This window comes from Burkholderia sp. SR8 (genome assembly GCF_052851275.1).
In genome coordinates, this window is the sequence record NZ_JAULUC010000007.1 from 86482 (window position 1) to 110886 (window position 24405).

The window sequence follows — 24405 nt, forward strand, 5'->3', positions numbered from 1 at the left end:
TTGAGATCCGCCCCCGATTCGAATCCTGCCTCGCCTGTCGTGCGCCCGTCGGCTTGCCCGGGGCTCGTGCGCGTCGTCGCGGCCGCCGACGGCGGACTGTGCCGGATCAAGCTGCCCGGCGGCAGCGTCGACGCACGGCAGGCGCGCGCGATCGCCGAAGCGGCCCGCGCGTACGGTTCCGGTGCGATCGACGCGACCAACCGCGCGAATCTCCAGCTGCGCGGCATCCGCGACGGCGCGGCCGATGCGCTGGCCGACGCGTTGCTCGATGCGGGGCTCGGCCCGCGCCCGAGCGCCGATGGCGCTGCCGCCGTCACGAACGACAGCCGCGCCGCGCTCGCCGCGAGCGACGACGTCCGCAACCTGATGCTCAGCCCGCTCGCCGGGCGCGATCCCCACGCGCTGCTCGACAGCCGCGCACTCGCCACGCCGTTGCTCGACATGCTCGCGCGCGAGCCGCGCCGCGGTGAACTGTCGCCGAAATTCGCGATCCAGCTCGACGGCGGCGAATCCGTCGCGGCGCTCGATCATCCGCACGACATCTGGCTCGCCGCCTGGCGCCGCGGCGACGGCGCGCTGCGCATGGCCGCGGGCCTGGCCGGCTGCCCGCCCGTCGCGCCGGACGACCGCCCCGCTTCGCTGGACGTCGCGCCCGACCAGGCCGTCGCGCTCGTGCGCGCGTTGCTGCTCGCGTTCCTCGATCTGGCGCCGGCCGACGTCACGCGGATGCGTGCGCTGCTCGCGAGCGGCGCCGAACCGGCATTGCGCGCGCGCGCGCAGCATTACGCGCCCTTCCCGCTCGAAGCCGATCGCGCACTGGCCGGCTGGCGCCGGCCGCATGCCGACGCCGCGCTGCGCTTCGGCGCGCGAGCGTCGCGCGACGCGAACCGCTGCAGCGTCGGCGCGCAGTTCGTGCTCGGGCGGCTCGACGCGACGCAGCTGGAACGGCTCGCGGCCCTGGCCGAAGCCGATGGCGACGGCACGCTGACGATGACGCCGTGGCAAGGCGTGTTCGTGCACGGCGTGCGCCACGAACGCGCGGCTGCCGTGCTCGACGCGCTGGCGGCGCTCGGTCTCGTGTGCACGCCGTCCGATCCGCTCGCGGCGCTGGTCGCGTGCGCCGGCAGCGCGGGCTGCGCGAAGTCGCACGCCGATACGAAACGCGATGCGCTCGCGCTCGCCGCGCGCGTCGGCCATCCGCTCGACGTGCACGTGACCGGTTGCGAGCGCCACTGCGCGCTGCCGCATCCGGCGACGCACACGCTCGTCGCGGTCGCGCCCGCGCACTACGATCTTTACCGGCGCGACGCCGGCGCGGGCCTCGGCGCCCCGCTCGCGCGCCATCTGACGATTGACCAGGCCGCGGCCCGACTGACGGGCGCGCGGCACAGCCAGGACACCACCGATGCTTGACTACATTCGCGACGGGCAGGAAATCTACCGCCAGTCGTTCGCGACGATCCGCGCCGAGGCCGACCTGTCGCGGGTTCCGCCCGATCTCGAGAAACTCGCGGTGCGCGTGATCCATGCGTGCGGGATGGTCGATGTCGTGTACGACCTGCGCTTCTCGGCCGGCGCCGGCACGGCGGGCCGCACCGCGCTCGCGGCCGGCGCGCCGATCCTGTGCGACGCGAAGATGGTCGCCGAAGGCATCACGCGCGCGCGGCTGCCGGCCGGCAATCGCGTGATCTGCACGCTCGGCGAACCGGAAGTCCCCGATCTCGCGCGGCAACTCGGCAACACGCGTTCGGCCGCCGCGCTCGAACTGTGGCGCCCGCACCTGGCCGGCAGCGTCGTCGTGATCGGCAACGCGCCGACCGCGCTGTTCCACCTGCTCGACATGATCGACGCCGGCGCGCCGCGCCCCGCGCTGATCCTCGGCTTTCCGGTCGGCTTCATCGGTGCCGCGGAGTCGAAGGCGATGCTCGACGCCGACAGCCGCGGCGTGCCGTACGTCGCGCTGCTCGGCCGCCGCGGCGGCAGCGCGATGGCCGCCGCCGCCGTCAACGCACTCGCGACGGAGGCCGAATGAAAACCGTGCGCGGACGTCTGTTCGGGGTCGGCGTCGGCCCCGGCGATCCTGAACTGATGACGATCAAGGCGCTGCGGGTGCTGCAGGCGGCGCCGGTCGTCGCGTATTTCGTCGCGAAGGGCAAGAAAGGCAATGCGTACGGGATCGTCGAGGCGCACCTGGTCGATACGCAGACGCAACTGCCGCTCGTCTATCCGGTGACGACCGAGGCGCTGGCGCCGCCGCTCTGCTACGAGACGGTGATCGCCGACTTCTACGACACGGCCGCCGAGATCGTCGCGTCGCATCTCGATGCGGGGCGCGACGTCGCGGTGATCTGCGAAGGCGATCCGTTCTTCTACGGGTCGTACATGTATCTGCACGACCGCCTCGCGCCGCGCTACGACACCGAAGTGATCCCCGGCGTGTGTGCGATGCTCGGCAGCACGGCCGTGCTCGGCCAGCCACTCGTCTATCGGAACCAGAGCCTGTCGGTGCTGTCGGGCGTGCTGCCCGAGCACGAATTGCGCGCGCGGCTCGCGCAGGCCGACGCGGCCGTCGTGATGAAGCTCGGCCGCAACTTCGACAAGGTGCGGCGCGTGCTCGACGAGCTCGGGCTCGCGAAGCGCGCGCTGTACGTCGAACGCGCGACGATGGCGACGCAGCGCATCGTGCCGCTCGACGAAGTCGATCCGATGGCGTCGCCGTATTTCTCGCTGCTCGTCGTGCCGGGGGAAAAATGGCAAGGATGACGACTCCGCCCGCGATCGTGATTCTCGGCGCGGGCGCGCTCGACACCGCACGCCGCATCCAGGCGCGCTATCCGGGTGCCGTCGTGCACGGGCTCGCATCACGCGTGGACGCCGACGTGCCGTTCGACGAACTCGGCACGCACCTGCGCGAACTCTATGCGCGCGGGCTGCCGATCGTCGCGCTGTGCGCGGCCGGCATCGTGATCCGTTGCGTCGCGCCCGCACTCGCCGACAAGGGTGTCGAGCCGCCAGTGCTCGCAGTCGCGGAAGACGGCTCGGCCGTCGTGCCGCTGCTCGGCGGACTGACCGGCGTGAACGTGATCGCGCGCGAAATCGCCGACTGCCTCGGGGTCGCGCCGGCGATCACGACGAGCGGCGAGCTGCGGTTCGGCGCATGCGTGCTCAATCCGCCCGACGGCTACGCGCTCGCCGATCTGCAGCAAGGCAAGCGCTTCGTGTCCGACCTGCTCGCGGGTGCGGCCACGCGTGTGGACGGCACGGCGCCATGGCTCGACGACGTCGCGCTGCCGCGCGACGAGGCGGCCGCGCATGCGATCCGCGTGACGCCCGAAGCATGGCGCGGCGCGCGCGACGAGCTCGTGATTCATCCGCGCAGCGTCGTCGTCGGCATCGATGCGAGCAGCGTGTCGGCCGACGCTGCGGCATCGCTTGCCGAACGCATCGACGCATTGCTCGATGCAAACGGGCTCGCACGGCTGGCGCTCGCCGCGCTCGTCGCGCCGGCCGCGTTGCTCGGCGATCCACACGTTGAAGCGGCCGCACGGACGCTCGGCGTGCCGCTGCGGTTCGCCGATTTCGACGCCGATGACGAACGCGTTCGCGCCGGCGCATCCGATGCCGCCGCGCTGCTTGGAAGCACGTTGCGCGTCGCGCACACACTGCGCGCGACCTCCAACGGCCTTGCTTGCGCGGTCGCGGCACAGCCGGTCGATCCGGCAACGATCGGCCGCGCGCGCGGCCGCCTGACGGTGCTCGGCCTCGGCCCGGGCGATGCGGCGTGGCTCACGCCCGCCGCGCGCAGCGCGCTCGCGGACGCGACCGACATCCTCGGCTACACGACCTACGTGACGATGGCCGGCCCGTTCCGCGCAGACCAGCGCGTGCATGGCACCGACAATCGCGAGGAGATGCAGCGCGCGCGCCATGCGTTCGAGCTGGCGGCCGCGGGCCGGCGCGTCGCGGTCGTGTCGTCGGGCGACCCCGGCGTGTTCGCGATGGCCGCGGCCGTGCTGGAGGCGCTCGACGACGCGCGCGATCCGCACTGGGCGGCAGTCGAGCTGCGGATCGAGCCCGGCGTGTCGGCGTCGCTCGCGACGGCCGCGCAGGCCGGCGCGCCGCTCGGCCACGATTTCTGCGCGATCTCGCTGTCGGACAACCTGAAGCCGTGGGACGTGATCGAGACGCGCTTGCGGCATGCGGCGCAGGCCGATCTGGTGATGGCGTTCTACAACCCGATCTCGCGTGCGCGGCCGTGGCAGCTCGATCGGGCACTCGACGCCGTGCGCGCGCACCGCGCGGCCGATACGGTCGTCGTGCTCGGCCGCGACATCGGCCGCCCCGGCGCGACGCTCGCGACGACGACGCTCGGCGCACTGCGCAGCGATCAGGTCGACATGCGTACGATGGTGATCGTCGGTTCGTCGACGACGCGGCGTTTCGCGATCGGTGGCGGGCGTGAGTGGGTTTATACGCCGCGGTGGTATCGCTGAGCGGCGCCGCTGCACAGGGCACGCCGCGCGCAGACTGCGTCGCTCGATGACCGGTTTCCCGGCCCGCGATGCCGGTTCGCTGCAACCGGTCCATTCGGGTGCGCGTGGTGTTCGCCGGTATCCGTCGCGTGCGGGCGCCCGATCACGTCGGCCGGTTGCCGCCCGTCGGAAAAAGCGCCCGCCCCGCGTTTCGATATGCGATCGAATCGGCAAGATCGTTACGTATCGGTAATCGAATAACGAAAAGAACACCTAAGCGTTCACGATTCGACGCGAATCCTCCAAGATGGGCACGCCGCCGGGCGGGCATGGGCTGTATCCGCCCGCGGCGATACGCGGGCCAGCGTATCCCTCTTCCACTTGGAGAACACAATGAACAACAACGTGTTGCCGCGATTCATCCCGCGCGCGCTCGCCGCGAGCTGCCTGCTCGCCATGGCGAGCGTGTCCCACGGCGCCGGCGTTTATGCGCCGTTCGTCGACGTGACGCTCTACCCGACGCCGCTGGTCGACCGGATCGGCGTCCAGCAAGGCATCCAGCAGTTCACGCTCGCATTCGTGGTCGCCGGCAGCGGCTGCGCGCCGTCCTGGGGCGGCGTGCAGCCGATCGGCAACGGCGCGCGCGGCGATCTGCTCGCGTCGCTGTCGACGTCGATCGCGAGCTATCGCGCGAAAGGCGGTGAGATCGCCGTGTCGTTCGGCGGTGCAAACGGCACGCCGCTGATGCAGGCGTGCTCGACCGTCACCGCGCTGAAGACGGCCTACCAGACGGTGATCGACACGTACGGCCTCACGCATGTCGACTTCGACATCGAAGGCGCGTCGCAACAGGACAGCGCCGCCGTCACGCGGAATTTCCAGGCGGTCGCGCAACTGCAGTCCGATTACGCGGCGAAAGGCAAGCCGCTGCACGTGACGCTGACGCTGCCGACGATGCCGACAGGGCTCACGCAGGACGGCGTGAACGTCGTCACCGCGGCGATCGCGAACAAGGTCGCGTTCGACGTGGTGAACCTGATGACGATGGACTACGGCCCCACGAACATCGACATGGGCGCGGCCGCGATCGGCGCCGCGCAGGCGCTTTACGCGCAGCTCGACACGGCGTTCAAGTCAGCCGGCCAGCCGAAGACCGGCGCGCAACTGTGGCAGCTGGTCGGCGTCACGCCGATGATCGGGATGAACGACGTGCAGGGCGAAACCTTCACGCTCGCGAATGCGCACAGCGTGCTGAACGCGGCGGTCAACAACGGTTACGGTTTCTTCGGCAACTGGTCGGTCGGCCGCGATCAGCCGTGCCCGAACAACGGCGCGTATGTGGCGCCGACCTGCTCGGGCATCGCGCAGCAGCCGTACGCGTTTGCGTCGATCTTCCGCAAGCTCGGCGGCAAGTGGGGTGCGGGCGTCACGCAGGACCCGAACTACGGCGGCGACTCCGGTGGCGGCACGCCTCAGCCCGGCGCGCCCTGGTCGGCCGGCCAGGTCTATACGGCCGGTGCGACGGTCACCTATCAGGGCACGACGTACCAGGCGCAATGGTGGACGCAGGGCGACGTGCCCGGTCAGGCCGCGGCCTGGAAGCCCGTCGGTGGCGGCACACCCGTCTGGTCGGCAACGACCGCGTACCAGGGCGGCACGTGCGTCATCTATCAAAGCGCGAAATATTGCGCGAAATGGTGGACGCAAGGCGACAACCCGAGCGCCGGCGGCGTGTGGGTCAAGTCCTGACGTCGTGAAGTCGCGACGCACCGGCGCATGATGGCCCGCGGCCATTCGCGGATGCTGCCCGGCATCCCGGCGAACGGCCGCCGAAGCGAGTGCCGCGCTTCACAGCCCCTGCTACCCCCGCCCCTGCTCCGCCAGCAGCCGCGCTCTCGCATCAACCAGCAGCGCCGCATGCGCGTCGCGATGCTGGCGGATCCGCTCGGTCGGCCCGACGACCGACAGCCCGTACCAGTCGCCGTCGAGCGTCAGCGCGACCGCGATCGCCGACAGCTCGGGTGCGCTTTCGCCGAAGTTCTCCGCCCAGCCGAGTTCGCGAAACCGCGCGGTCTGCGCGACGAGCGCCGGCAGGTCCGGCACGCTCGCATCGGTGAAGCGCTCGAACGACAACTGCGCGCCGAGCGCCTGCTGCGCGTCGTGCGCGAGTTCCGCGAAGATCGCCTTGCCGATCGAGTTCGCATGCAGCGGCCGCAACTCGCCCGGCTGGCGCGTATAGCGGATCGCCTGCTCGGACTCGACGACGTCGAGATACGTGACCGACGCGCCCTGGATCTTGCCGAGCACGGCCGTCTCGCGGCTCGCATCGCGCAGCGCGACCAGATGCGGATGCACGAGGTCGACCACCGGATCGGTCGCGTCGATCGCGGCGGCGACGGTCTGCAGACGCCGCGTCGGGTAGTAGCCGCCGCGCTTGCGCACCTCGTACAGATAGCCGCGGCTCACGAGCGTGCGCGCCATCGCCAGGCAGCTCGACGCCGGCACATTGAGCAGGCGCGCGAGTTCGGTCAGCGGCAGCGGCCGCCGTTCGGCGGCGAACAGCTCGAACAGGTCGAGCGTGCGGGCAACGAGTTTGACGTCCATGACGAGCGCTTGATTCGGAACGGGAAGCCGCGCGCCGGGCGAACCGCCGGGTCGTTACGGTCAGTACGACTTCGGCAGCCCGAGCACCTTCTCCGCGATGTAGCACAGGATCAGTTGCGGGCTCACGGGCGCGAGCCTCGGAATCATACACTCGCGCAGGTAGCGCTCGACATGGTATTCCTTCGCATAGCCCATCCCGCCGTGCGTCGCGATCGCCGTCTGGCACGCTTGAAATGCGGCTTCCGCGCCGAGGTACTTCGCGGCGTTCGCCTCCGCGCCGCACGACTGCCCCGCGTCGTAGCGCGTCGCGGCCTTCATCACCATCAACCACGCCGCCTCGAGCTGCATCCACGCGTGCGCGAGCGGATGCTGGATCGACTGGTTCTGCCCGATCGGCCGACCGAACACGACGCGCTCGCACGCATACTGCGTCGCACGCCGCAGCGCCGCCTGTCCGAGGCCGATCGCCTCGGCGGCGATCAGGATCCGCTCCGGGTTCAGCCCGTGCAGCAGGTAGCGGAAGCCGTCGCCTTCGTTGCCGATCAGGTCGTCGCTCGGCACGCGCAGGTTGTCGATGAACAGCATGTTCGAATCGACGGCCTTGCGGCCCATCTTCTCGATCTCGCGCACCTCGACGCGCGAACGGTCGAGATCGGTGTAGAACAGGCTCAGACCGTCGGTCGGCTTCGCGACCTGGTCGAGCGGCGTCGTGCGCGCGATGATCAGCATCTTGTTCGCGACCTGCGCGGTCGAGATCCAGATCTTGCGGCCGCTCAGCACGTAATGATCGCCGTCGCGGCGTGCCTGCGTGGTCAGGTGCGTCGTGTCGAGGCCCGCGTCGGGCTCGGTCACCGCGAAGCAGGCCTTGTCGCGCCCGGCGATCAGCGGCGGCAGGAAGCGCGCCTTCTGCGCGTCGTTGCCGAACACCTGCACCGGATTCAGCCCGAAGATGTTCATGTGCACGGCCGACGCGCCGGACAGGCCCGCGCCCGACGCGCTGATCGTGCGCATCATCAGCGCGGCCTCGGTCATCCCGAGCCCGGCGCCGCCGTGGGCCGGGTCCATCGCGATGCCGAGCCAGCCGGCCTCGGCGAGCGCCGCGTGAAAATCGGACGGAAACCCGCCCGCGCGATCGCGTTCGAGCCAGTAGTCGTCGCCGAAGCGCTCGCAGATTTTCTCGATCGCGCGTTCGATCGTGCGCTGGTCGTCGGTCAGGTCGAACTGCATGGATTGCTCTCCAGGAAAACGTGAACGGCCGCGCCGTTCTCAGGACAACGCCGGGCCGCTGCGGAGTTGCCGCGCCAACGCAGGCGCCGTTGGCGGGCGGCTGCATCGGCGGCAACACGCGAAGCGACCGATCCGGGCGCCGTCACAACGGAAACACGCCCGCAGCGACCGCGGCGAACACCATCAGCACGGTCGCGGCGAACAGGAACGGAATCGTGAATTTCTGGTGCTCGGCGAGCTCGACGCCGGTCAGGCCGACGATCAGGAACGTCGCGGGCGTGAGCGGACTGACCGGGAAACCGGTCGTCATCTGCCCGAGCAGCGCGGCCTGCGCCATCTGGATCGGCGGCACGCCGAGCAGCTTCGCGCTTTCCGCGAGCACCGGCAGCACGCCGAAGTAGAACGAGTCGGGATCGAACAGCAGGCTGAGCGGCATCGACAGCAGGCCGAGCACGAACGGCATGTGGCGCGCATGCTCGACCGGCACGTGCGCGACGACGACCTCGGCCATCGCCTTGAGCATCCCGGTGCCGGACATGATCCCGGTGAACGCGCCGGCGGCGAGCAGCACGCTCGCCATCATCAGCGCGGCCTTCGCATGCGCGTCGATCCGTTCGCGCTGCGCGCGCACGTCGGGATAGTTGATCACGAGCGCGGCCACCGTGCCGAGCATGAACATCACCATCGGGTCGACGACGCCCGATACCAGCGTGCCGAGCACGACGAGCGTCAGCGCGACGTTGATCCGGAAGCGTCCGGGGCGGCGCAGCGCGCGCTCGGCGTCGCTCAGCTCGCGCGGCGCGATCGCGAGTGCGGCCGCGCCGGCGCGATCGAGCCCGAGCCGCTTCGCCTCGCGCACACCGAGCACGTACGCGGTGCCGAACACGAACACGAGCCCGACGATCTGCACCGGAATCATCGGCGTGAAGATCGCCGAGCCCGGAATGTGCAATGCCGCGGACGCGCGCAGCATCGGGCCGACCCACGGCAGGAAGTTGACGCCGGCGGCCATCGACGCGACGCATGCGAGGATCCGCCGGTCCATCCCGAGCCGCGTATAGAGCGGCATCATCGCGGGCAGCGTGACGAGAAACGTGACGGCGCCCGACCCGTCGAGATGGATCAGCAGCGCGAGCAGCGCCGAGCCCATCACGATGCGCGGCGGATGGCAGCCGATCACGCGCAGCACGCCCGCGATGATCGGATCGAGCATGCCCGCGTCAGTGAGGATTCCGAAAAATAGAATCGCAAAAACGAACATGCCGGCGATCGGCCCGATGTTCTGTACGCCGTGCACGATGAACTTGCCGGTCGAGAGGCCGAAGCCGGCCGCGAGCGATGCGACTACCGGCACGACGATCAGTGCGACGAGCGGCGACAGCCGCTTCGTGATGATCAGGCCGAACAGCGCGACGATCGCGATCGCGCCGATCCATGCGAGCATGATGTGTCTCCTGTTGCGCGGCCTCGCGCGGTGCGCGGGCCGGCATGTGTCCAAAGGGCGTACGTGGTACGTGGTACTCGGCGCCGGTGCACGGCGGCGCGCCGCGTTGCGGAGCGGTTCCGGCGTTGACCGTGGTCGTCGTTTTCGGCGCCGTCACGCGTGTCGCCGGCCGCGCCGCGTTGCGGGTCAGTTCCGGCGTGGCTCGCGGTCGTCGTTGTCCGCATCGTCGCGCGGATCGCCGGCAAACACCTGCGCCGCGTGTTCGTTCAGCGCGGGCGGCGGCCGCCGGTACGTGGCCGGCGTGCGGCCGAGCTTGATCGGCGATGCGATGCCGCGATGCCGGCCAAGTTCGACCTTCATCTGCCGATGCGCGACGTGCGGATGGTCGAGCGCCGCGTCGAGCCCGAGCACCGGCGCACACGGCACGCCGCGGCGCATCAGTTGCTCCGCGAGCGCCGCGCCGTCGTGGGCAGCCAGCGCCGCTTCGAGCAGCGCGCGCAGTGCCGCGCGGTTCGCGCTGCGCGCGCGGTTGTCGGCGAAGCGCGGATCGTCGAGCCAGTCGCGCGTGCCGAGCACGTCGCACAGTGCGGCGAACTGCCCGTTGTTGCCGACCGCGAGGAAAATGTCGACGCTCGCGGTCGGGAAGCTGTCGTACGGCGTGATGTTCGGATGCGCGTTGCCGGTGCGCACCGGCGCCCTCCCCGAATGAAAGAAGTTCGGCGTATGCGGATGCAGGATCGACAGCGCACAGTCGAACAGCGTCGACTCGACGAACTGCCCGCGCCCGCTCGCATCGCGTTCGCGCAGCGCCATCAGCACGCCGAGCGCCGCGTTCAGCCCGGTCACGAGATCGACGATCGGCACACCGACGCGCAGCGGCGCGCCGCCCGCTTCGCCGTTGACGCTCATCAGCCCGGCCAGCGCCTGCACGGCCGCATCGTAGCCCGGCAGCCCGCCGAGCGGCCCGTCCGCGCCGAAGCCCGACACGCGGCAATACACGAGGCGCGGAAAGCGCGCGTGCAGTGCATCGAAACCGAGCCCCCAGCTCCATCGTGCCGATCTTGAAGTTCTCGACGAGCGCGTCGGCGTGCTCGAGCAGGCCGAGCAGCCGCTCGCGGTCCTCCGGCTGCGTCAGGTCGAGCGCGATGCCGAGCTTGTTGCGGTTCACGCCGAGAAAATACGACGCGGTGTCGCCGTCGAAGGGCGGGCCCCACGTGCGCGTCTCGTCGCCGGACGGCGGTTCGACCTTGATCACCTCCGCGCCGTGGTCGGCGAGGATTTGCGTCGCGTACGGGCCGCCCAGCACCCGCGACAGATCGATGATGCGCAACCCCGCCAACGCGCCCTGCTGCTCGTGCTCCGCCATGCGTCTCGCTCCTGACTCCGGTTGTTCGGACCGCCGGTGTCGCCGGGGCGTCCATCGCGCCCCGGTTTCCCGGACTGGAATGATAATTCTTGTGCGTGAATTTATATTCACACTCGGGAATTTCGTTGTCAAGCCGGGTATGCCCAGGCGACCGGGCAACGCATGCCGCCGGGCGCGACGGGAATCGACACCGAACGCCGGCCGGTTGCGGCGCCGGGCCGCGGTTCGCTAAGCTGTCGGGAACGGCTCATCCGGGCTGAAGAAAGGCGAAATCCATGAAACGCATCCTGCTCGCAGCGCTCGTGCTGGTGTCGACGCTGGGCGCCGCCCGCGCGCAGACCCAGACCTTCCATTTCGGCGAAGGACAGGCGCAGCCGCGCGCTGCCGCGCCGAAGGCCCGGCCCGCGCCCGCGCGCCCGCACGTGACGCCGCCGCATCACCGGCGGGCTCTGCACAAACGGCGCGATGGACGATCCGGGAAGCCGGGTCACCCGGCGATCTACACGCACGTGTGACCGATGCTGCGTGACGCGATACCCATGTGTCAGGCCAGCGAACACCAGGCAGGAGCGGCGTAGCGGTTTGCGCGGTGTCGCAATGGTGATCAGGCGAGCCGCACGCCCCGCCCCCCGTCGCGCCGGGCACTGGGAACGGCACGATCGATCCGGCGTCGGGCGAGATGCCGCGGGACGCCGCCATCGGAAGCTGATCGAGAAAGCACGGCTCGAGGCCCTCGACGATAGCGGGCCCTCGCCGACAGCGGAGCCCTCGCCGACAGCGGAGCCCTCGCCGACGGCGCGCTTCGTTCTCGCTGAACCGGCCCGGCGCCGCTTACCCGCGCAGCAACGGCCCGGCCTTGCGCTCGAGCAGCGCAACGAGTTCGGGCTGCATGTACGTGTAGCGATCGGGAATATCGAGGCAGACGATCTTCTTGTGCTTCAACAGCGCGCCGAACCGGGCGGACAGCTTCGCGTTGTGCGCACGCTCCATCACGAACACGATCTCGGCCCATTCGAGCTGCGCCGCGCACAAACGCGTGTCCGCGTCGGGCGCGAGGCCTGCCGAGTCGGTTTCGACGCCCGGCCATGCCGCGAAGACAGCTTCGGCAGTCGGGCTGCGCAGCCGGTTGCGGCTGCAGATGAACAGCGCGCGCATCACGCCCGCGCGCTGCGGCCGGATCGTTGGCTCACGCGTTCAACCCTGCGGAATCGTGCCGGGCCGCACGTACGCCAGCATGTGCGGCACGTAGTCGGCCTTGCCGAGCTCGACGCCGTGATGGCGCAGGATCGCGTACGCGGCGATCGCGTGAAAGTAGAACTGCGGCAGCGCCCAGTCGCGCACGTACTGCTCGCCGGTCAAGTCGAACGCGATGCCGTTCGGCAATTCGAGCGCGATCGGCCGCGTGGCGCCGTGATCGAGCGCATCGGGCGCCAGTTCGCCGAGAAAGCCGATCGTGCCGGACAGAATGCCCTGCGCATCGCTCAGCGTGCCCGGCTGCGCATCCGCATGCCAGCCGGCTTCCCGCAGCGCCAGCAGCGCCTCCGGCAGCGGCTCGCCGCGCAGCCGGTGCACGGGTTCCATCGCCTGGAAGCACGAGAACCGTACCTGCGCGGCGAGCGGATACATGTCGGGCGCGAGCTTCAGCATCAGCAGCGCATCGGGCGCATCGGGCGCATCGGACGCATCGGACGCGGCCTGCCGGTGCGCGACGGCCTTGTCGAGCCACGCGGATTGCGCGCGCAGCATCTGGGTGAAGGTCGGAACGAGGAGTTGTGTCAGTGACATGCATGTCCTCCGATGGGTCGTTCGCGCGTCGCGATCGATGACGGCGCGAATGCGTATTCTGCCGCAGCGGACGATCCGGCGCGAAACCCGTGACGCATCGCCGCGCCGGCACGCGCGTGCGTCAGGGCTTGCCGTGGCGCGCGAGAAACCGGTCGAGCTGCGACGCGAACGCCTTGCCGTCGCGTGCGCTGAACGGCGCAGGGCCGCCCGTGTCGATGCCCGCGCTGCGCAGCTGGTCCATCATCGCGCGCGTCGACAGCCGTTCCTCGATGTTCTCGCGGCTGAACCAGTTGCCGCGCGGGTCGAGCGCATGCGCGCCCTTGTCGAGGACGGCGGCGGCGAGCGGGATGTCGGCGGTGATCACGAGATCGCCGGCTTCGGCGAGCTCGACGATCCGCGCATCGGCGACGTCGAAGCCGGCCGGCACCTGCACCGCCTTGATGAACGGCGACGGCGGCGTGCGCAGGAACTGGTTCGCGACCAGCGTCACGCAGATCTCGGCACGACGCGCGGCGCGAAACAGCATGTCCTTGATGACGGCGGGACACGCGTCGGCATCGACGAGTACTTGCATGGCAGGCGTTCCGGTAAGCAGAAACGGCGATCATAGCGCAGCGCCGCCGCGCGTTCCGTGCAATCGATCGTCCGATGAGTCGATCAGCCGGCCGCCCCCGCGCTCAGCGACGCTGCCGTCATCCATTGCGCGCCCCATGCATCGGCGAGCCGCTTTCCCTGCCCGATCCGCACGGCCGCGTCGTCGAAATCGACGAACACGACGTGATCGGCATCTGCCGGCTTCGGCGGCGTTTCGCGCGTGCGTCCGTCGGACAGCACCCACAGCCAGCGCTGCTTGTCCGGCGCCGACACCGGCGCGCGGCGTGCGTCGCGCGCCAGCAGTTGCGCGGCGGCCGCGATGCCGTCCGCGAGCGGCGTGCCGCCGCCGCCGTCGACCGGTTCGAGCCAGCGTGCGTTCCACCAGCGCGGCACGGCCGGGCCGAAGCGCCGCGCGGCGCCGTCGCCGCCGAAACAGATCAGCGCGGTTTCCATCCGCTCGCGCGCGGCCTGGTCGAAATACGCGACGATCAGGCCTTTCGCGAGTGCGAGCCGTTCGTGCGACAGCATCGATGCCGAACAGTCGAGCACGAAGCAATGGAGCGCGCGCGGCGCGCCGGCCTGTTTGCGAAAACGCAGATGGCCGGCGTGCAGCGGGCCGCCGCGCTTCGCGGCGAGCGTCGCGGGCCACGCAATGGCCGTGCCGGCGCGCACCGTACCCGGCACGCGCGCGGCAGCGCCTGGCTGCCATCGAGGACCGCGAACGGTGTTCGCGGCGGCGTCGGCTCGATGGCTCAGCGTTTTTTTAGCGGCAGCGGCACCACGCCTTTCACGTCGCGCAACCCGGCCGGTTCGGGCGGCAGGTAGCCCCAGTCGCCTTGCGATGCCGACGCGTCGTTGGTTGCCGTGCCGGCGCGATCGTCGGAATGGCCGCGCGTGTCCGGCGGCGAGCGACCGTCGCGGTCGCGGCCGCGTTCTCCGTCCGATTGCGACGTATTCGGCGCGCTCGACGCGCCCGACGACGGTGGCGTATGCGCGTGACGCCGATGACGCAGCACCGCGTCGGCCACGCATTCGACATGCGCGACCGTCACCGCGTCGGCCTGCTCCAGCGCCGCGAGCGCACGCGCGGCGCGCAACATCACGAGGTCGGCGCGCAGGCCGTCGACAGCGGCGTCGATGCACAGTGCGCTGACGCGCGCATGCACCGCATCGCCGAAATCCAGCGACGCCAGCCGTGCGCGCGCCGCATCGATCCGCTCGCGCAGTTCGCGCTGCGCGGCCGCATGGCGCGCACGGAACGCGTCCGGATCGAGATCGAACGCGAGCCGCGCCTTCACGATCCGTTCGCGCTGCGCGGCGTCGAAACAGTTCTCGAGTTCGACCATCAGCCCGAAGCGGTCGAGCAGTTGCGGGCGCAGTTCACCTTCTTCGGGATTCATCGTGCCGACCAGCACGAAGCGCGCGTCGTGCGCGTGCGACACGCCATCGCGCTCGACCACGTTCACGCCGCTCGCGGCGACGTCGAGCAGCGTGTCGACGAGGCCGTCCGCGAGCAGGTTCACCTCGTCGACGTACAGCACGCCGCGATGCGCGCGCGCGAGCAGCCCCGGCCGAAAGCGCACGCCGTTGTCGGCGAGCGCATGCGCGAGATCGAGCGTGCCCGTGACCTGTTCGTCGCTCGCCGACAGCGGCAGCGTGACGAATTCGCCTTCCGGCAGCAGCTCCGCGAGCGCGCGTGCGGCGGTCGATTTCGCGGTGCCGCGCGGCCCGCTGACGAGCACGCCGCCGAGCGACGGGTCGATCGCCGCGAGCAGCAGCGCCTGCTGCAGCGGCTGCTGCGCGACGAGCGCCGTGAACGGAAATGCCGCGCGGGCGCGACGGGTTGTCGGATCGGTCATCGTCGCTCCCCTTCCTGGAGTTGTTCGCTGTCGAGCCAGACCGCTTCGATCCGCTCGCGATAGTCGCCCGGCTGCTGCCACAGCCCGCGCTGCATCGCTTCGACGAAGCGTTCGCAGATGCCGTGCAGCGCGTGCGGATTGTGGCGTTCGAGGAACGCGCGCGTGTCGTCGTCGAACAGGTACGCGTCGGCGACGAGCGCGTACTGGTGATCGGACAGCACGCGCGCGGTCGCGTCATAGCCGTACAGGTAGTCGACGGTCGCGGCCAGTTCGGCCGCGCCCTTGTAACCGTGGCGCTTCACGCCGTCGAGCCATTTCGGGTTGACGACGCGCGAGCGGATCACGCGCGCGATTTCCTCGCGCAGCGTGCGCATCTTCGGCGCGGCCGGGTTCGCATGGTCGCCGTGATAGATGCTCGGCTGCCGCCCGGATAAGTGACGCACGGCCGCCGTCATTCCGCCCTGGAACTGGTAATAGTCGTTCGAGTCGAGGATGTCGTGTTCACGGCTGTCCTGGTTCTGCACGACGACGTCGATCGTCGCGAGCCGCGCGCCGAACACGTCGGGCGCCGCGTCGCCCGCGCTGTTCTGCGCATACGCATGGCCGCCCCATTGGCGGTACGCGTCGGCGAGATCGGCGTCGGTCTGCCAGCGGCGCCGGTCGATCAGGTCCTGCAGGCCCGCGCCGTAGCTGCCCGGCCGCGCGCCGAACACGCGCCAGCCGGCGCGGCGCCGCGCTTCGTCCGGTGCCACGCCCTGCGCGATCCAGGTCGCGCGTTCGCGCTCGATCCGCGCGCGGATCGGGTTCAGTTCCTCGGGCTCGTCGAGTGCGGCGACGGCCTGCACGGCCGCGTCGAACAGATGCATCAGGTTCGGGAACGCGTCGCGGAAGAAACCCGACACGCGCAGCGTCACGTCGATGCGCGGCCGGTCGAAGATGTCGATCGGCAGGATCTCGAAGTCTGTCACGCGATGGCTGCCGTGTGCCCATTTCGGCCGCACGCCGATGAGCGCGAACGCCTGCGCGATATCGTCGCCGCCGGTGCGCATCGTCGCCGTTCCCCAGACCGACAGGCCGATCGCGCGCGGATAGTCGCCGTGATCCTGCAGATGGCGCTCGATCAGCTGCTGCGCGGATTTCAGTCCCAGCGACCACGCGGCCTGCGTCGGCACCGCGCGCGTATCGACCGAATAGAAGTTGCGGCCCGTCGGCAGCACGTCGGGACGGCCGCGCGACGGCGAGCCGCTCGGCCCCGGCGGCACGAAGCGGCCGTCGAGCCCGCGCAGCAGCTGGCGCAGCTCCTCGCGGCCGCAGGCGTCGAGCGCGGGTATCAATGCCGTGCGCACGCGTTCGATGACCGCGAGCGTGTGCGGCCAGTCGCCTGGCGGCACCGCGCCGCCGGCGATCTCGTCGGAAGTGCCGCCGTCGGCCGCGCACAGCCCATCGAGCCACTGCTGCGCGAGCCGTTCGAGCCGTTCGCGCGTATCGCCCGCATGACGCCACGGCGATGCGTCGAGCGCCTGCAGCACGGCCGGCCGCGGGCCCGTCCACGGCACGGCCCAGTCGGCCGCGAGCGGATCGAAACCGTCGCCGAGCGCGAGATCGCGCGCGAGCGCGCCGATCAGCCCCGCGCGTTCGCCGTTGCCGTCGCCGACCGGAAAGCGCGCGAGCGCGAGCAGCGTGTCGCGCCGCTGGCGCTCGACCGGCGACGCGCCGAACACGTGCAGCCCGTCGCGAATCTGCGCTTCCTTCAATTCGCACAGCCATGCGTCGACGCGCGTGAGCAGCGCGTCCTCGTCGCCCGCATCGCGCGGCGGCGACACGCTCAGCTCGTCGTGCAGCCGATGCTCGGCGATCGTCGCGAGTATCGTCTTGCGCAGCAGCTTCGCGCGCCGCGCATCGACCATCAACGCTTCGTAGTACTCGTCGACCTGCCGCTCGAGGTCCTGCAACGGGCCGTAGTTTTCCGCGCGCGTGAGCGGCGGCATCAGGTGATCGACGATCACCGCCTGCGCGCGGCGCTTCGCCTGGCTGCCCTCGCCCGGATCGTTGACGATGAACGGATACAGATGCGGTAGCGGCCCGAGCGTCAGGTCGGGCCAGCACGCGTCGGACAGCGCGACGCTCTTGCCCGGCAGCCATTCGAGATTGCCGTGCTTGCCGAGGTGGATGACCGCATCGATCGCGAACGCATCGCGCAGCCAGAAATAGAACGCGAGATACGCGTGCGGCGGCACGAGCTCCGCATCGTGGTAGCTCGCATAGTCGTTGTCGTCGCGCGAGCGCGACGGCTGGATGCCGACGAACACGTTGCCGGCGCGCCAGCCGGCGATCGGGAAGCGCCCGTGCCGCAGCGTCGGATCCGCTTCGGGCGGGCCCCAGCGCGCGTTCAGCGCGTCGCGTACGGCGGCCGGCAGCCGCGCGAAATGCGCGACGTAGTCGGCCAGCGCGAAACTCTGGAACGCCGGGCGCAGCGCGCGCATGGCCGGATCGTTCGTCACGCCTTCGGTGAGCCGCGCAATCAGCGCATCGCCGTCGGCCGGCAGATCGGCCACCGCATAGCCGGCGTCGCGCAGCGCCGCGAGCACGCGCAACGCGGACGCCGGCGTATCGAGCCCGACGCCGTTGCCGATCCGCCCTTCGCTTTGCGGATAGTTCGCGAGGATCAGCGCGATGCGCTTGTCGGCATTGCCGAGCGTGCGCAGCCGGCACCAGCCGCGCGCGAGCGCCGCGACGAATGCGATCCGCTCGGCGTCCGGCTGATAGCGCACGACGTCGACTTCGGTGTGCGGACAGCGATACGCGAGCCCCTTGAAGCTCACCGCGCGCGTGACGATGCGCCCGTCGACTTCCGGCAGCGCGATATGCATCGCGATGTCGCGCGCATGCAGCCCCTGGTTGTCGGCCGCCCACGCGTCGCGATTGCCGCCGGACAGGATCACCTGCAGCACCGGCGCGTCGCCGGCGAGCACGTCCGGCTCGGCGCTGTCGATCGCGCCGGCCGCGAACGCCGTGGTGTTCAGCACGAGCGCGACGCGCTGCGTGTCGCACAGCTGCGCGATGATCTCGCGGCTCACCGCGTCCTTCAGCGACGTGACGGCGATCGGCAGCGGATTGAGCCCTTCGCGCACCAGCGCATCGGCGAGCGCGTCGAATACGGCCGTGTTCGCAGCCTGCCAGTGTGCGCGATAGAACAGGATCGCGACGACCGGCGCGCCGGGCGTCCAGCGTGCGCGCCAGTCGTCGACGCTCGCCGGGTCGCGCGCCGGGTGATACAGCGCGGCGGCCGGCAGCGGGCGCGGCGGCTCGGGTTCGTCGCCGAAGCCGAGCGTATGGAACGCGATGCTGCGCAGCAGCGCTTCGGCGTTGTGCATGCCGCCTTCGCGCAGGTAGCGCCACCACAGCCGGCACAGCGCGGGCGCGACCGTGCTCTTTGCGACGAGGTTCGGGTCTTCCTGCAGGTCGCCCGAGAACATCGCGAGCTGCTGCTTGCGTTTCGACGCGAGCGACACCGCCTGTTCGATCCCGTACGGCCAGTACGCTTCGCCGCCGAGATGATCGATCACGACCGTCTTGGCGTGACGCAGCACGTCGTCGACGTAGAAGTCGACGGACGCCGGCTGCCGCAGGAACGTGACGTTCGCGAGCCGCACGCTCGGGAAGCCGGCCGGCAGCTTCGGCACGACGCTCGCGAGCAGCGACAGCGTCGTGTCGGCCGAGCTCAGGATCACGATATCGGCCGGCTGCTGATCGATCCGGACGACGCCCTGCGTATCGTCGACGAAACCGCCCGGCGTGGTGCGCAGCAAATGCATCGCGTCATGCCTGCTGCAATTCGGCCGCGCAGGCCGCGTCGAACGCGCGCTGCAACGCGGCCGCGTCGAGATCCTCGCCGATCAGCACGAAGCGGCTCGCGCGCGTTTCGCCGTCCTGCCAGCGGCGGTCGAAATAGCTGTCGAAGCGACGGCCGACGCCCTGGATCACGAGCCGCATCGGCGCATCGGGCAGCGCGGCGAAGCCTTTCGCGCGGTAGATCGTATGGGTCTCGACGACCCGCTGGAGCGCCGCGATCGTCGCATCGCGCGAGCCCGCGTCGCCCGATACCACGACCGAATCGAAATCGTCGTGATGGTGGTCGTGATCGCCGTCGTCGGCCGAGCCGTGATGGTCGTGGCGCAGGTGGATCGTTTCCTCCGACGCCGCTTCGAGGCCGAGCAGCATCGCGAGATCCAGTTCGCCGCGCGTCGCGCGCACGATCTTCACGTGCGGCGGGATCTCGTCGCGGATCGCGGCTTCGATCTCGGCGAATTGCGCGTCGGCGACGAGGTCGGCCTTGTTCACGATCACGAGATCGGCGGACGACAGCTGATCGGCGAACAGCTCGTGCAGCGGCGATTCGTGGTCGAGGTTCGGGTCCGCGCGGCGCTGCGCGTCGACGGCCTGCGGATTCTCCGCGAACTGGCCGCCCGCGGCGGCCGGTCCGTCGACGACGGTCACGACCGCGTCGACCGTGAAGCTGTTGCGGATCGTCGGCCAGTTGAACGCCTGCACGAGCGGCTTCGGCAGCGCGAGGCCCGACGTCTCGATCAGCACGTGATCGAGGTCGGCGCGGCGCTCGACGAGCGCTTCCATCACCGGATAGAACTCCTCCTGCACGGTGCAGCACAGGCAGCCGTTCGCGAGTTCGTACAGCTGGCCCGACGCTTCGCGTTGCGCGCCATCGGCGCCCGCCGCGTCGTCGCAGCCGATGCCGCAGCCCTTCAGGATTTCGCCGTCGATGCCGAGTTCGCCGAATTCGTTGACGATCACCGCGATGCGGCGGCCTTGCGCGTGCTGCAGGATGTGACGCATCAGCGTGGTCTTGCCGCTGCCGAGAAAGCCCGTGACGATCGTGACGGGCAGCTTGCGTAGGGTCATGGTAAGTCCTGTGTCGAATGAGGGAGTCAGGCCGAGAGCGTCACGTCGATCTCGTCGTAGCGTTTGACGCGATAGATCGCGGCCGACACGATCCAGCACGCGAGGAACAGACCGATCACCACGTAGCCGAGCATCCCGAAATGCGATGCGACCATCGTCGAGAAATCCCAGACGGGGCCCTGCAGCGACAGTTTGTCCGCGAGCAGCGCCAGCACCTCGATGCCGCCGATCAGCGCGGCGACCAGCACCGACACGAACGTGATCGTCATGTTGTAGTAGATCTTGCGGATCGGCCGCACGTACGCCCAGCGGTACGCGCCCATCATCAGGATGCCGTCGGTCGTGTCGACGAGCGTCATCCCCGCGGTGAACAGCACCGGCAGCGCCATCACCGACCAGAACGACATGCCGCCCTGCACCTGCGTCGCCGAAATGCCGAACAGCGCGATCTCGGTCGCGGTATCGAAGCCGAAGCCGAACAGGAAGCCGACCGGATACAGGTGCCAGCTGCGCGACACGAGGCGGAACAGCGGCCGGAACAGGCGCGCGAGCACGCCGCGCTGGTTCATCAGCATGTCGAGATCGGCATCGACGATCGCGTCGCCGCGACGCGCCGCGCGAAACGTCCGGTACACGGAGATCAGGATCAGCAGGTTCGCGGCCGCGAGCACCAGCAGGAAGAACGCCGACACGCTCGTGCTGATCACGCCGCCCCAGGTCTTCATGCTCTCGAAGCGCGCGAGCGACGCCGCGGTCAGCGCGACCGCCACCGACATCACGATCACCACCGTCGAATGCCCGAGCGAGAAGAACAGGCCCGCGCCGAGCGGGCTGCGGCCTTCCTGCATCAGCTTGCGCGTGACGTTGTCGATCGCGGCGATATGGTCGGCGTCGACCGCGTGGCGCAGCCCGAACACGTACGCGAGCAGCGCGGTGCCCAACAGCACGGGCTGGTCGCGAAACGCGACGAAGGCCCAGATCCACGCGGCGATGTTGAAGGCGACGAGCAATGAGTAGATCGCGACGATTTTGCCGCGCAGCCCGGACGGGCTGTCGTTGAACAGGCGGAAGAACGAGTCGAGCATGATGCTCCTTTGCGAACGGTCGACATGATGAATGCCAACACGGCTGCCGCCGGCCCTGCCCGCGCCGCCTGCCGCTCGCCGCCCCGGCCCGTTGCGCATGCAGGCGACGGACGGATCGGCGGGGGAAGCGGAAAACGCTCGGGCGTCGGGCGTACTGCGGCCGTGGACGATGCGCCGCCTCCCCGCGGCGCTGAACCCCACGTTCTGGCCGGTATCCGGGCTGACGAACACGCCGCTTCGCCTTCCCGGATGCATGGCATCCAGTGGCGGTCGTCCGCATGCGGCAGGCATGCGGCGAAGCGGCGCTGCGTCGCGCTGGGCGCGACGCGTTCGCTTACCGTTGCGGGGGCAGCACAGGTTGGCTCGACTGCGGTGCAGGCAGGCTCCCTGTTTCCCGTTTAACTGCGCGCGCCGGAGCAGCACGCGCGAGCACCAAAACGCGTGCGAGTGTAGGTTGGCGGGGCGGGGAGCGTCAAGGCGGCCGGCAGCCGGCAAACGCGAATGATTGTCGTTTTCACCTGAACGAGATAAACTTTGCCCGACAACAACACGGCATTGACGCAACGGCAACGCGAGGCGGCTCATTCAGTGATCCTTGAATATTCATGTCAAAACGGCAGATATCCGGATGGCGTTTTCCTTTGCTGGCCCTTTCGCTGTGCTCGATTGCGGGCGTTGCGCCGTCCCCCCTCGCGGCGGCCGAGTTCGACGACGAACTGTCCGCGATCGACGTGCGCAGCCGCCGCCACCCGTACGATCCTCGTCCCGACAGCGTGAGCACGGCGACCCGCACCGCCAGCGACCCGCGTGACGTACCGCAAACCGTCGACAGCGTCTCGGTCGACGAAGCGCTGTCCTACGGCGGCCGCACGCTTGCCGATGCGCTGGCCGGCGTGCCGGGCATGTCGAACACGTCCGATACACGCTTCGATTCGTTCCGCATTCGCGGTTTTTCCGGCGCAGGCGACCTGCTGCTCGACGGGATGCGCGACGATGCGCAATACGTGCGCAGCCTCGGCAACATCGAGCGCATCGAAGTGCTGAAGGGGCCGGCCGCAGCGCTGTACGGGCGCGGCAGCGGCGGCGGCGTCATCAACCGGATCACCAAGCAACCGTTGCCGGAGAACTTCGGAAATGTCTCGGCCGCAACAGGCAGTGACGGACGTCTCGGCGCATCGGTCGATCTCAACCGGATGCTGTCCGGCGCATGGAGCATGCGGCTCAACGCCGGGCGTGAACATGCACGCAGCTTCCGCGACCACGTCGACGGCACACGCCAGTACGTCGCGCCTTCGATCAAATGGCAGGACGCGCGGCGAAGCTGGCTGCTGCAGTTCGAATACGACGCCTACAAGCGCGTGCCCGATCGCGGTCTGCCCGCGTCGGTCGCCGAGGTCGACGCGGCCGGCAGGCCGGTCGCGTTCTCGCTGCCGGCCGCGTCGCGGACGACGTTTTTCGGCGCAGCGGGCCAGGACACCATCCGCGACGCGAACATGAACTGGCGCTCGGTCTTCACCCACGCGCTCGGCGGCGACTGGCAGGTCCGGCACGCGCTGAGCGTGCTGGATCTGCACAGCACGTTCGACAATACCTACGTCACGCAGAGCTACGTCGCGAAACCGCGCGACTACCGACACGTGCCGCGTGCGCGCTACGTGCAGGACATGACGCATCTCAATGTGCAGACCGGCATCGAATTGAGCGGCAGGCTCGCGACAGGGCCGGCATTGCACGACCTGCTGCTCGGCATCGAATACGGTTGGCAACGGCGCGCGCCGAAGCTCCTGCAGGCGGGCGCGGCACCGGTCCCGATCACTGGACCGGACAGCGCCGTACCTGCCGGCTCGGCCCTCCGGCCGTTCGCGATGAACCGCCATCGTGTCAGCGACTATGCGGTCTTCGCGCAGGACCGGGTCGAGCTCGGACGATCGTGGAAGCTCCTCGGCGGCCTGCGCTGGGAACGCTTCGACGTCGATTCCAGCAACGTTCTGGACAACCTGCGCTCGCGGCGCACGACGACGGCGTGGGGCCCGCGGCTCGGCGTCGTGTGGTCGCCGGTCGCTGCGCACAGCATGTATGCGTCGTACAGCAAGAACTTTGCGCCGGTCGGCGGCGACCTGATCGGAATCACGCCGAACGCACGCGGCAATGCCAACGATCTCGGCCCGCAATACACGCGCCAATACGAAGTCGGCGTGAAAAGCGACTGGCGCGGCGGCGCACTGAGTACGACTCTCGCGCTGTTCCAGCTCGACCTGTACAACCGCCGCGTCGCCGATCCGATCCGGCCGGGATTTTTTGACCTGACCGGCCTCGAGCGCAATCGCGGACTGGAACTGGGCGTCGCGGGCCGGCTCGCGGGCGACTGGTTCGTGCGCGGCGGCATCGGATGGCAGCACGCGCGGGTGGTCGATGCCGAGCCGAAGTACGCGGGCAAGCGGCCGGCAGGCGTGTCGTCGTCGAACGGCAGCCTGTTCGTCAGCCACGCGCCGCTGCTCGGCTTTTTCGCGGAACTCGGGCTGATTTACGAAGGTGCGCGCCATGCCGAGCGGGACAATCTGCTCAAGCTGCCCGGCTACGTCCGCTGGGACGGCAAGGCCGGATACCGGACACGCGACCTCGAAGTGACGCTGGCGGCCGTCAACCTGACCGATCGCGACTATTACTCGAACGCGACGAGCACTGCGCAGATCATGCCAGGTTCGCCGCGGACGTTCACGCTGACGGCGGCGTACAGGTTCTGATCCCGGCGGCCCACGCGCCGGCCCCGCGCAGCCGGCGCGCCGGGCGGCTTGCATCGTGCAAGCCTGTGCTATCGTATGCGCCGCGTTCGGTGCTCGCATGCGCATTCCCGCGCATGCAGTTAAACGGGAAACAGGAGGCGGGAATCCGCCGGGCCTGTGCTGTCCCCGCAACGGTACGCCGCCCGCGCGCCGCGGTTCCCCCGCACGCGCCCAGGCCGCCCGCGATGCCACTGCCCGCCAGGGCGGGAAGGCTGCGGCCTGGCAAGCGGCCAGCCCGGATACCGGCCGACGCAAGGGGCGAGCCAAAG

The 24405-nt window shown here is 69.9% G+C and carries 18 protein-coding genes, 1 pseudogene and 2 riboswitches; of the genes and pseudogenes, 7 read left to right on the forward strand and 12 right to left on the reverse strand.

Features of this window, described 5'->3' with window-relative positions; translation table 11 throughout:
- Positions 1-39: 39 nt before the first annotated feature.
- The 5 genes from cobG (at position 40) to Q3A80_RS11085 (ending at position 6221) form a co-directional block, all read left to right on the forward strand.
- Positions 40-1413, forward strand: a complete 1374-nt coding sequence (gene cobG, locus Q3A80_RS11065; protein WP_446329259.1) for a precorrin-3B synthase — start codon at positions 40-42, stop codon at positions 1411-1413.
- On the forward strand, positions 1406-2032 hold the full coding sequence (locus Q3A80_RS11070; protein WP_446329084.1) for a precorrin-8X methylmutase: 627 nt from the start codon (positions 1406-1408) through the stop codon (positions 2030-2032). Before cobG ends, Q3A80_RS11070 begins: the two co-directional genes overlap by 8 nt.
- The gene (locus Q3A80_RS11075; RefSeq protein ID WP_446329085.1) at positions 2029-2763 is read left to right on the forward strand and encodes a precorrin-2 C(20)-methyltransferase; all 735 of its coding nucleotides are present in this window, start codon (positions 2029-2031) and stop codon (positions 2761-2763) included. Before Q3A80_RS11070 ends, Q3A80_RS11075 begins: the two co-directional genes overlap by 4 nt.
- On the forward strand, positions 2760-4493 hold the full coding sequence (gene cobJ / locus Q3A80_RS11080; RefSeq protein WP_446329086.1) for a precorrin-3B C(17)-methyltransferase: 1734 nt from the start codon (positions 2760-2762) through the stop codon (positions 4491-4493). Before Q3A80_RS11075 ends, cobJ begins: the two co-directional genes overlap by 4 nt.
- 372 nt (positions 4494-4865) lie before the next feature.
- Entirely contained in the window at positions 4866-6221 is a 1356-nt protein-coding gene (locus Q3A80_RS11085; protein WP_446329087.1) for a chitinase, read from the forward strand.
- Between the two features lie 111 nt (positions 6222-6332).
- Here the strand turns inward: Q3A80_RS11085 and Q3A80_RS11090 are convergent, their stop codons facing one another.
- The 4 genes and pseudogenes from Q3A80_RS11090 to Q3A80_RS11105 form a co-directional block, all read right to left on the reverse strand.
- The gene (locus Q3A80_RS11090; RefSeq protein WP_446329088.1) at positions 6333-7076 is read right to left on the reverse strand and encodes an IclR family transcriptional regulator; all 744 of its coding nucleotides are present in this window, start codon (positions 7074-7076) and stop codon (positions 6333-6335) included.
- A gap of 60 nt (positions 7077-7136) precedes the next feature.
- A complete protein-coding gene (locus Q3A80_RS11095) occupies positions 7137-8303 on the reverse strand; it encodes an acyl-CoA dehydrogenase family protein (protein ID WP_446329089.1) in 1167 nt (388 codons plus the stop codon).
- 142 nt (positions 8304-8445) lie between these two features.
- On the reverse strand, positions 8446-9747 hold the full coding sequence (locus Q3A80_RS11100; protein ID WP_446329090.1) for a CitMHS family transporter: 1302 nt from the start codon (positions 9745-9747) through the stop codon (positions 8446-8448).
- 186 nt (positions 9748-9933) lie between these two features.
- Positions 9934-11113, reverse strand: a pseudogene (locus Q3A80_RS11105) (CaiB/BaiF CoA transferase family protein).
- Between the two features lie 275 nt (positions 11114-11388).
- On the opposite strand from Q3A80_RS11105, the gene Q3A80_RS11110 reads away from it, so the two are divergent.
- Positions 11389-11628, forward strand: a complete 240-nt coding sequence (locus Q3A80_RS11110) for a hypothetical protein (RefSeq protein WP_446329091.1) — start codon at positions 11389-11391, stop codon at positions 11626-11628.
- 316 nt (positions 11629-11944) lie between these two features.
- Here the strand turns inward: Q3A80_RS11110 and Q3A80_RS11115 are convergent, their stop codons facing one another.
- The 8 genes from Q3A80_RS11115 to Q3A80_RS11150 form a co-directional block, all read right to left on the reverse strand.
- Positions 11945-12268: a low molecular weight protein tyrosine phosphatase family protein gene (locus tag Q3A80_RS11115; protein ID WP_446329092.1), complete on the reverse strand. Its 324-nt coding sequence runs from the start codon at positions 12266-12268 to the stop codon at positions 11945-11947.
- A 39-nt stretch (positions 12269-12307) separates the two neighbouring features.
- Positions 12308-12898, reverse strand: a complete 591-nt coding sequence (locus Q3A80_RS11120; RefSeq protein WP_446329093.1) for a DUF1993 domain-containing protein — start codon at positions 12896-12898, stop codon at positions 12308-12310.
- A 121-nt stretch (positions 12899-13019) separates the two neighbouring features.
- Positions 13020-13472 (reverse strand): YaiI/YqxD family protein, encoded by a 453-nt coding sequence (locus Q3A80_RS11125; RefSeq protein WP_021160082.1) that lies wholly within the window; start codon positions 13470-13472, stop codon positions 13020-13022.
- An 83-nt stretch (positions 13473-13555) separates the two neighbouring features.
- Positions 13556-14176: a vWA domain-containing protein gene (locus Q3A80_RS11130; protein WP_446329094.1), complete on the reverse strand. Its 621-nt coding sequence runs from the start codon at positions 14174-14176 to the stop codon at positions 13556-13558.
- Positions 14177-14244: 68 nt separating this feature from the next.
- A complete protein-coding gene (locus tag Q3A80_RS11135; protein ID WP_446329095.1) occupies positions 14245-15351 on the reverse strand; it encodes an ATP-binding protein in 1107 nt (368 codons plus the stop codon).
- Positions 15348-19166: a cobaltochelatase subunit CobN gene (cobN, locus tag Q3A80_RS11140; protein WP_446329096.1), complete on the reverse strand. Its 3819-nt coding sequence runs from the start codon at positions 19164-19166 to the stop codon at positions 15348-15350. Before cobN ends, Q3A80_RS11135 begins: the two co-directional genes overlap by 4 nt.
- Positions 19167-19170: 4 nt before the next feature.
- Complete coding sequence (gene cobW, locus Q3A80_RS11145; protein WP_446329097.1) at positions 19171-20268, reverse strand: cobalamin biosynthesis protein CobW; 1098 nt, start codon at positions 20266-20268, stop codon at positions 19171-19173.
- 26 nt (positions 20269-20294) lie between these two features.
- A complete protein-coding gene (locus tag Q3A80_RS11150; RefSeq protein WP_446329098.1) occupies positions 20295-21353 on the reverse strand; it encodes a HoxN/HupN/NixA family nickel/cobalt transporter in 1059 nt (352 codons plus the stop codon).
- A gap of 189 nt (positions 21354-21542) precedes the next feature.
- Positions 21543-21805: riboswitch (cobalamin riboswitch) on the reverse strand.
- Positions 21806-21958: 153 nt separating this feature from the next.
- Between Q3A80_RS11150 and Q3A80_RS11155 the strand changes: the two genes are divergently transcribed.
- On the forward strand, positions 21959-24097 hold the full coding sequence (locus Q3A80_RS11155) for a TonB-dependent receptor (protein ID WP_446329099.1): 2139 nt from the start codon (positions 21959-21961) through the stop codon (positions 24095-24097).
- Between the two features lie 69 nt (positions 24098-24166).
- Positions 24167-24401, forward strand: a riboswitch (cobalamin riboswitch).
- Positions 24402-24405: the final 4 nt, after the last annotated feature.

Excerpts from the sequence above, each read along its gene's own strand:
- Q3A80_RS11070 (WP_446329084.1), top strand. The coding sequence starts at position 1,406 with ATGCTTGACTACATTCGCGACGGGCAGGAAATCTACCGCCAGTCGTTC.
- Q3A80_RS11075 (WP_446329085.1), top strand. The coding sequence starts at position 2,029 with ATGAAAACCGTGCGCGGACGTCTGTTCGGGGTCGGCGTCGGCCCCGGC.
- cobJ (WP_446329086.1), top strand. The coding sequence starts at position 2,760 with ATGACGACTCCGCCCGCGATCGTGATTCTCGGCGCGGGCGCGCTCGAC.
- Q3A80_RS11085 (WP_446329087.1), top strand. The coding sequence starts at position 4,866 with ATGAACAACAACGTGTTGCCGCGATTCATCCCGCGCGCGCTCGCCGCG.
- Q3A80_RS11090 (WP_446329088.1), bottom strand. The coding sequence starts at position 7,076 with ATGGACGTCAAACTCGTTGCCCGCACGCTCGACCTGTTCGAGCTGTTC.
- Q3A80_RS11095 (WP_446329089.1), bottom strand. The coding sequence starts at position 8,303 with ATGCAGTTCGACCTGACCGACGACCAGCGCACGATCGAACGCGCGATC.
- Q3A80_RS11100 (WP_446329090.1), bottom strand. The coding sequence starts at position 9,747 with ATGCTCGCATGGATCGGCGCGATCGCGATCGTCGCGCTGTTCGGCCTG.
- Q3A80_RS11110 (WP_446329091.1), top strand. The coding sequence starts at position 11,389 with ATGAAACGCATCCTGCTCGCAGCGCTCGTGCTGGTGTCGACGCTGGGC.
- Q3A80_RS11115 (WP_446329092.1), bottom strand. The coding sequence starts at position 12,268 with ATGCGCGCGCTGTTCATCTGCAGCCGCAACCGGCTGCGCAGCCCGACT.
- Q3A80_RS11120 (WP_446329093.1), bottom strand. The coding sequence starts at position 12,898 with ATGTCACTGACACAACTCCTCGTTCCGACCTTCACCCAGATGCTGCGC.
- Q3A80_RS11125 (WP_021160082.1), bottom strand. The coding sequence starts at position 13,472 with ATGCAAGTACTCGTCGATGCCGACGCGTGTCCCGCCGTCATCAAGGAC.
- Q3A80_RS11135 (WP_446329095.1), bottom strand. The coding sequence starts at position 15,351 with ATGACCGATCCGACAACCCGTCGCGCCCGCGCGGCATTTCCGTTCACG.
- cobN (WP_446329096.1), bottom strand. The coding sequence starts at position 19,166 with ATGCATTTGCTGCGCACCACGCCGGGCGGTTTCGTCGACGATACGCAG.
- cobW (WP_446329097.1), bottom strand. The coding sequence starts at position 20,268 with ATGACCCTACGCAAGCTGCCCGTCACGATCGTCACGGGCTTTCTCGGC.
- Q3A80_RS11150 (WP_446329098.1), bottom strand. The coding sequence starts at position 21,353 with ATGCTCGACTCGTTCTTCCGCCTGTTCAACGACAGCCCGTCCGGGCTG.
- Q3A80_RS11155 (WP_446329099.1), top strand. The coding sequence starts at position 21,959 with ATGTCAAAACGGCAGATATCCGGATGGCGTTTTCCTTTGCTGGCCCTT.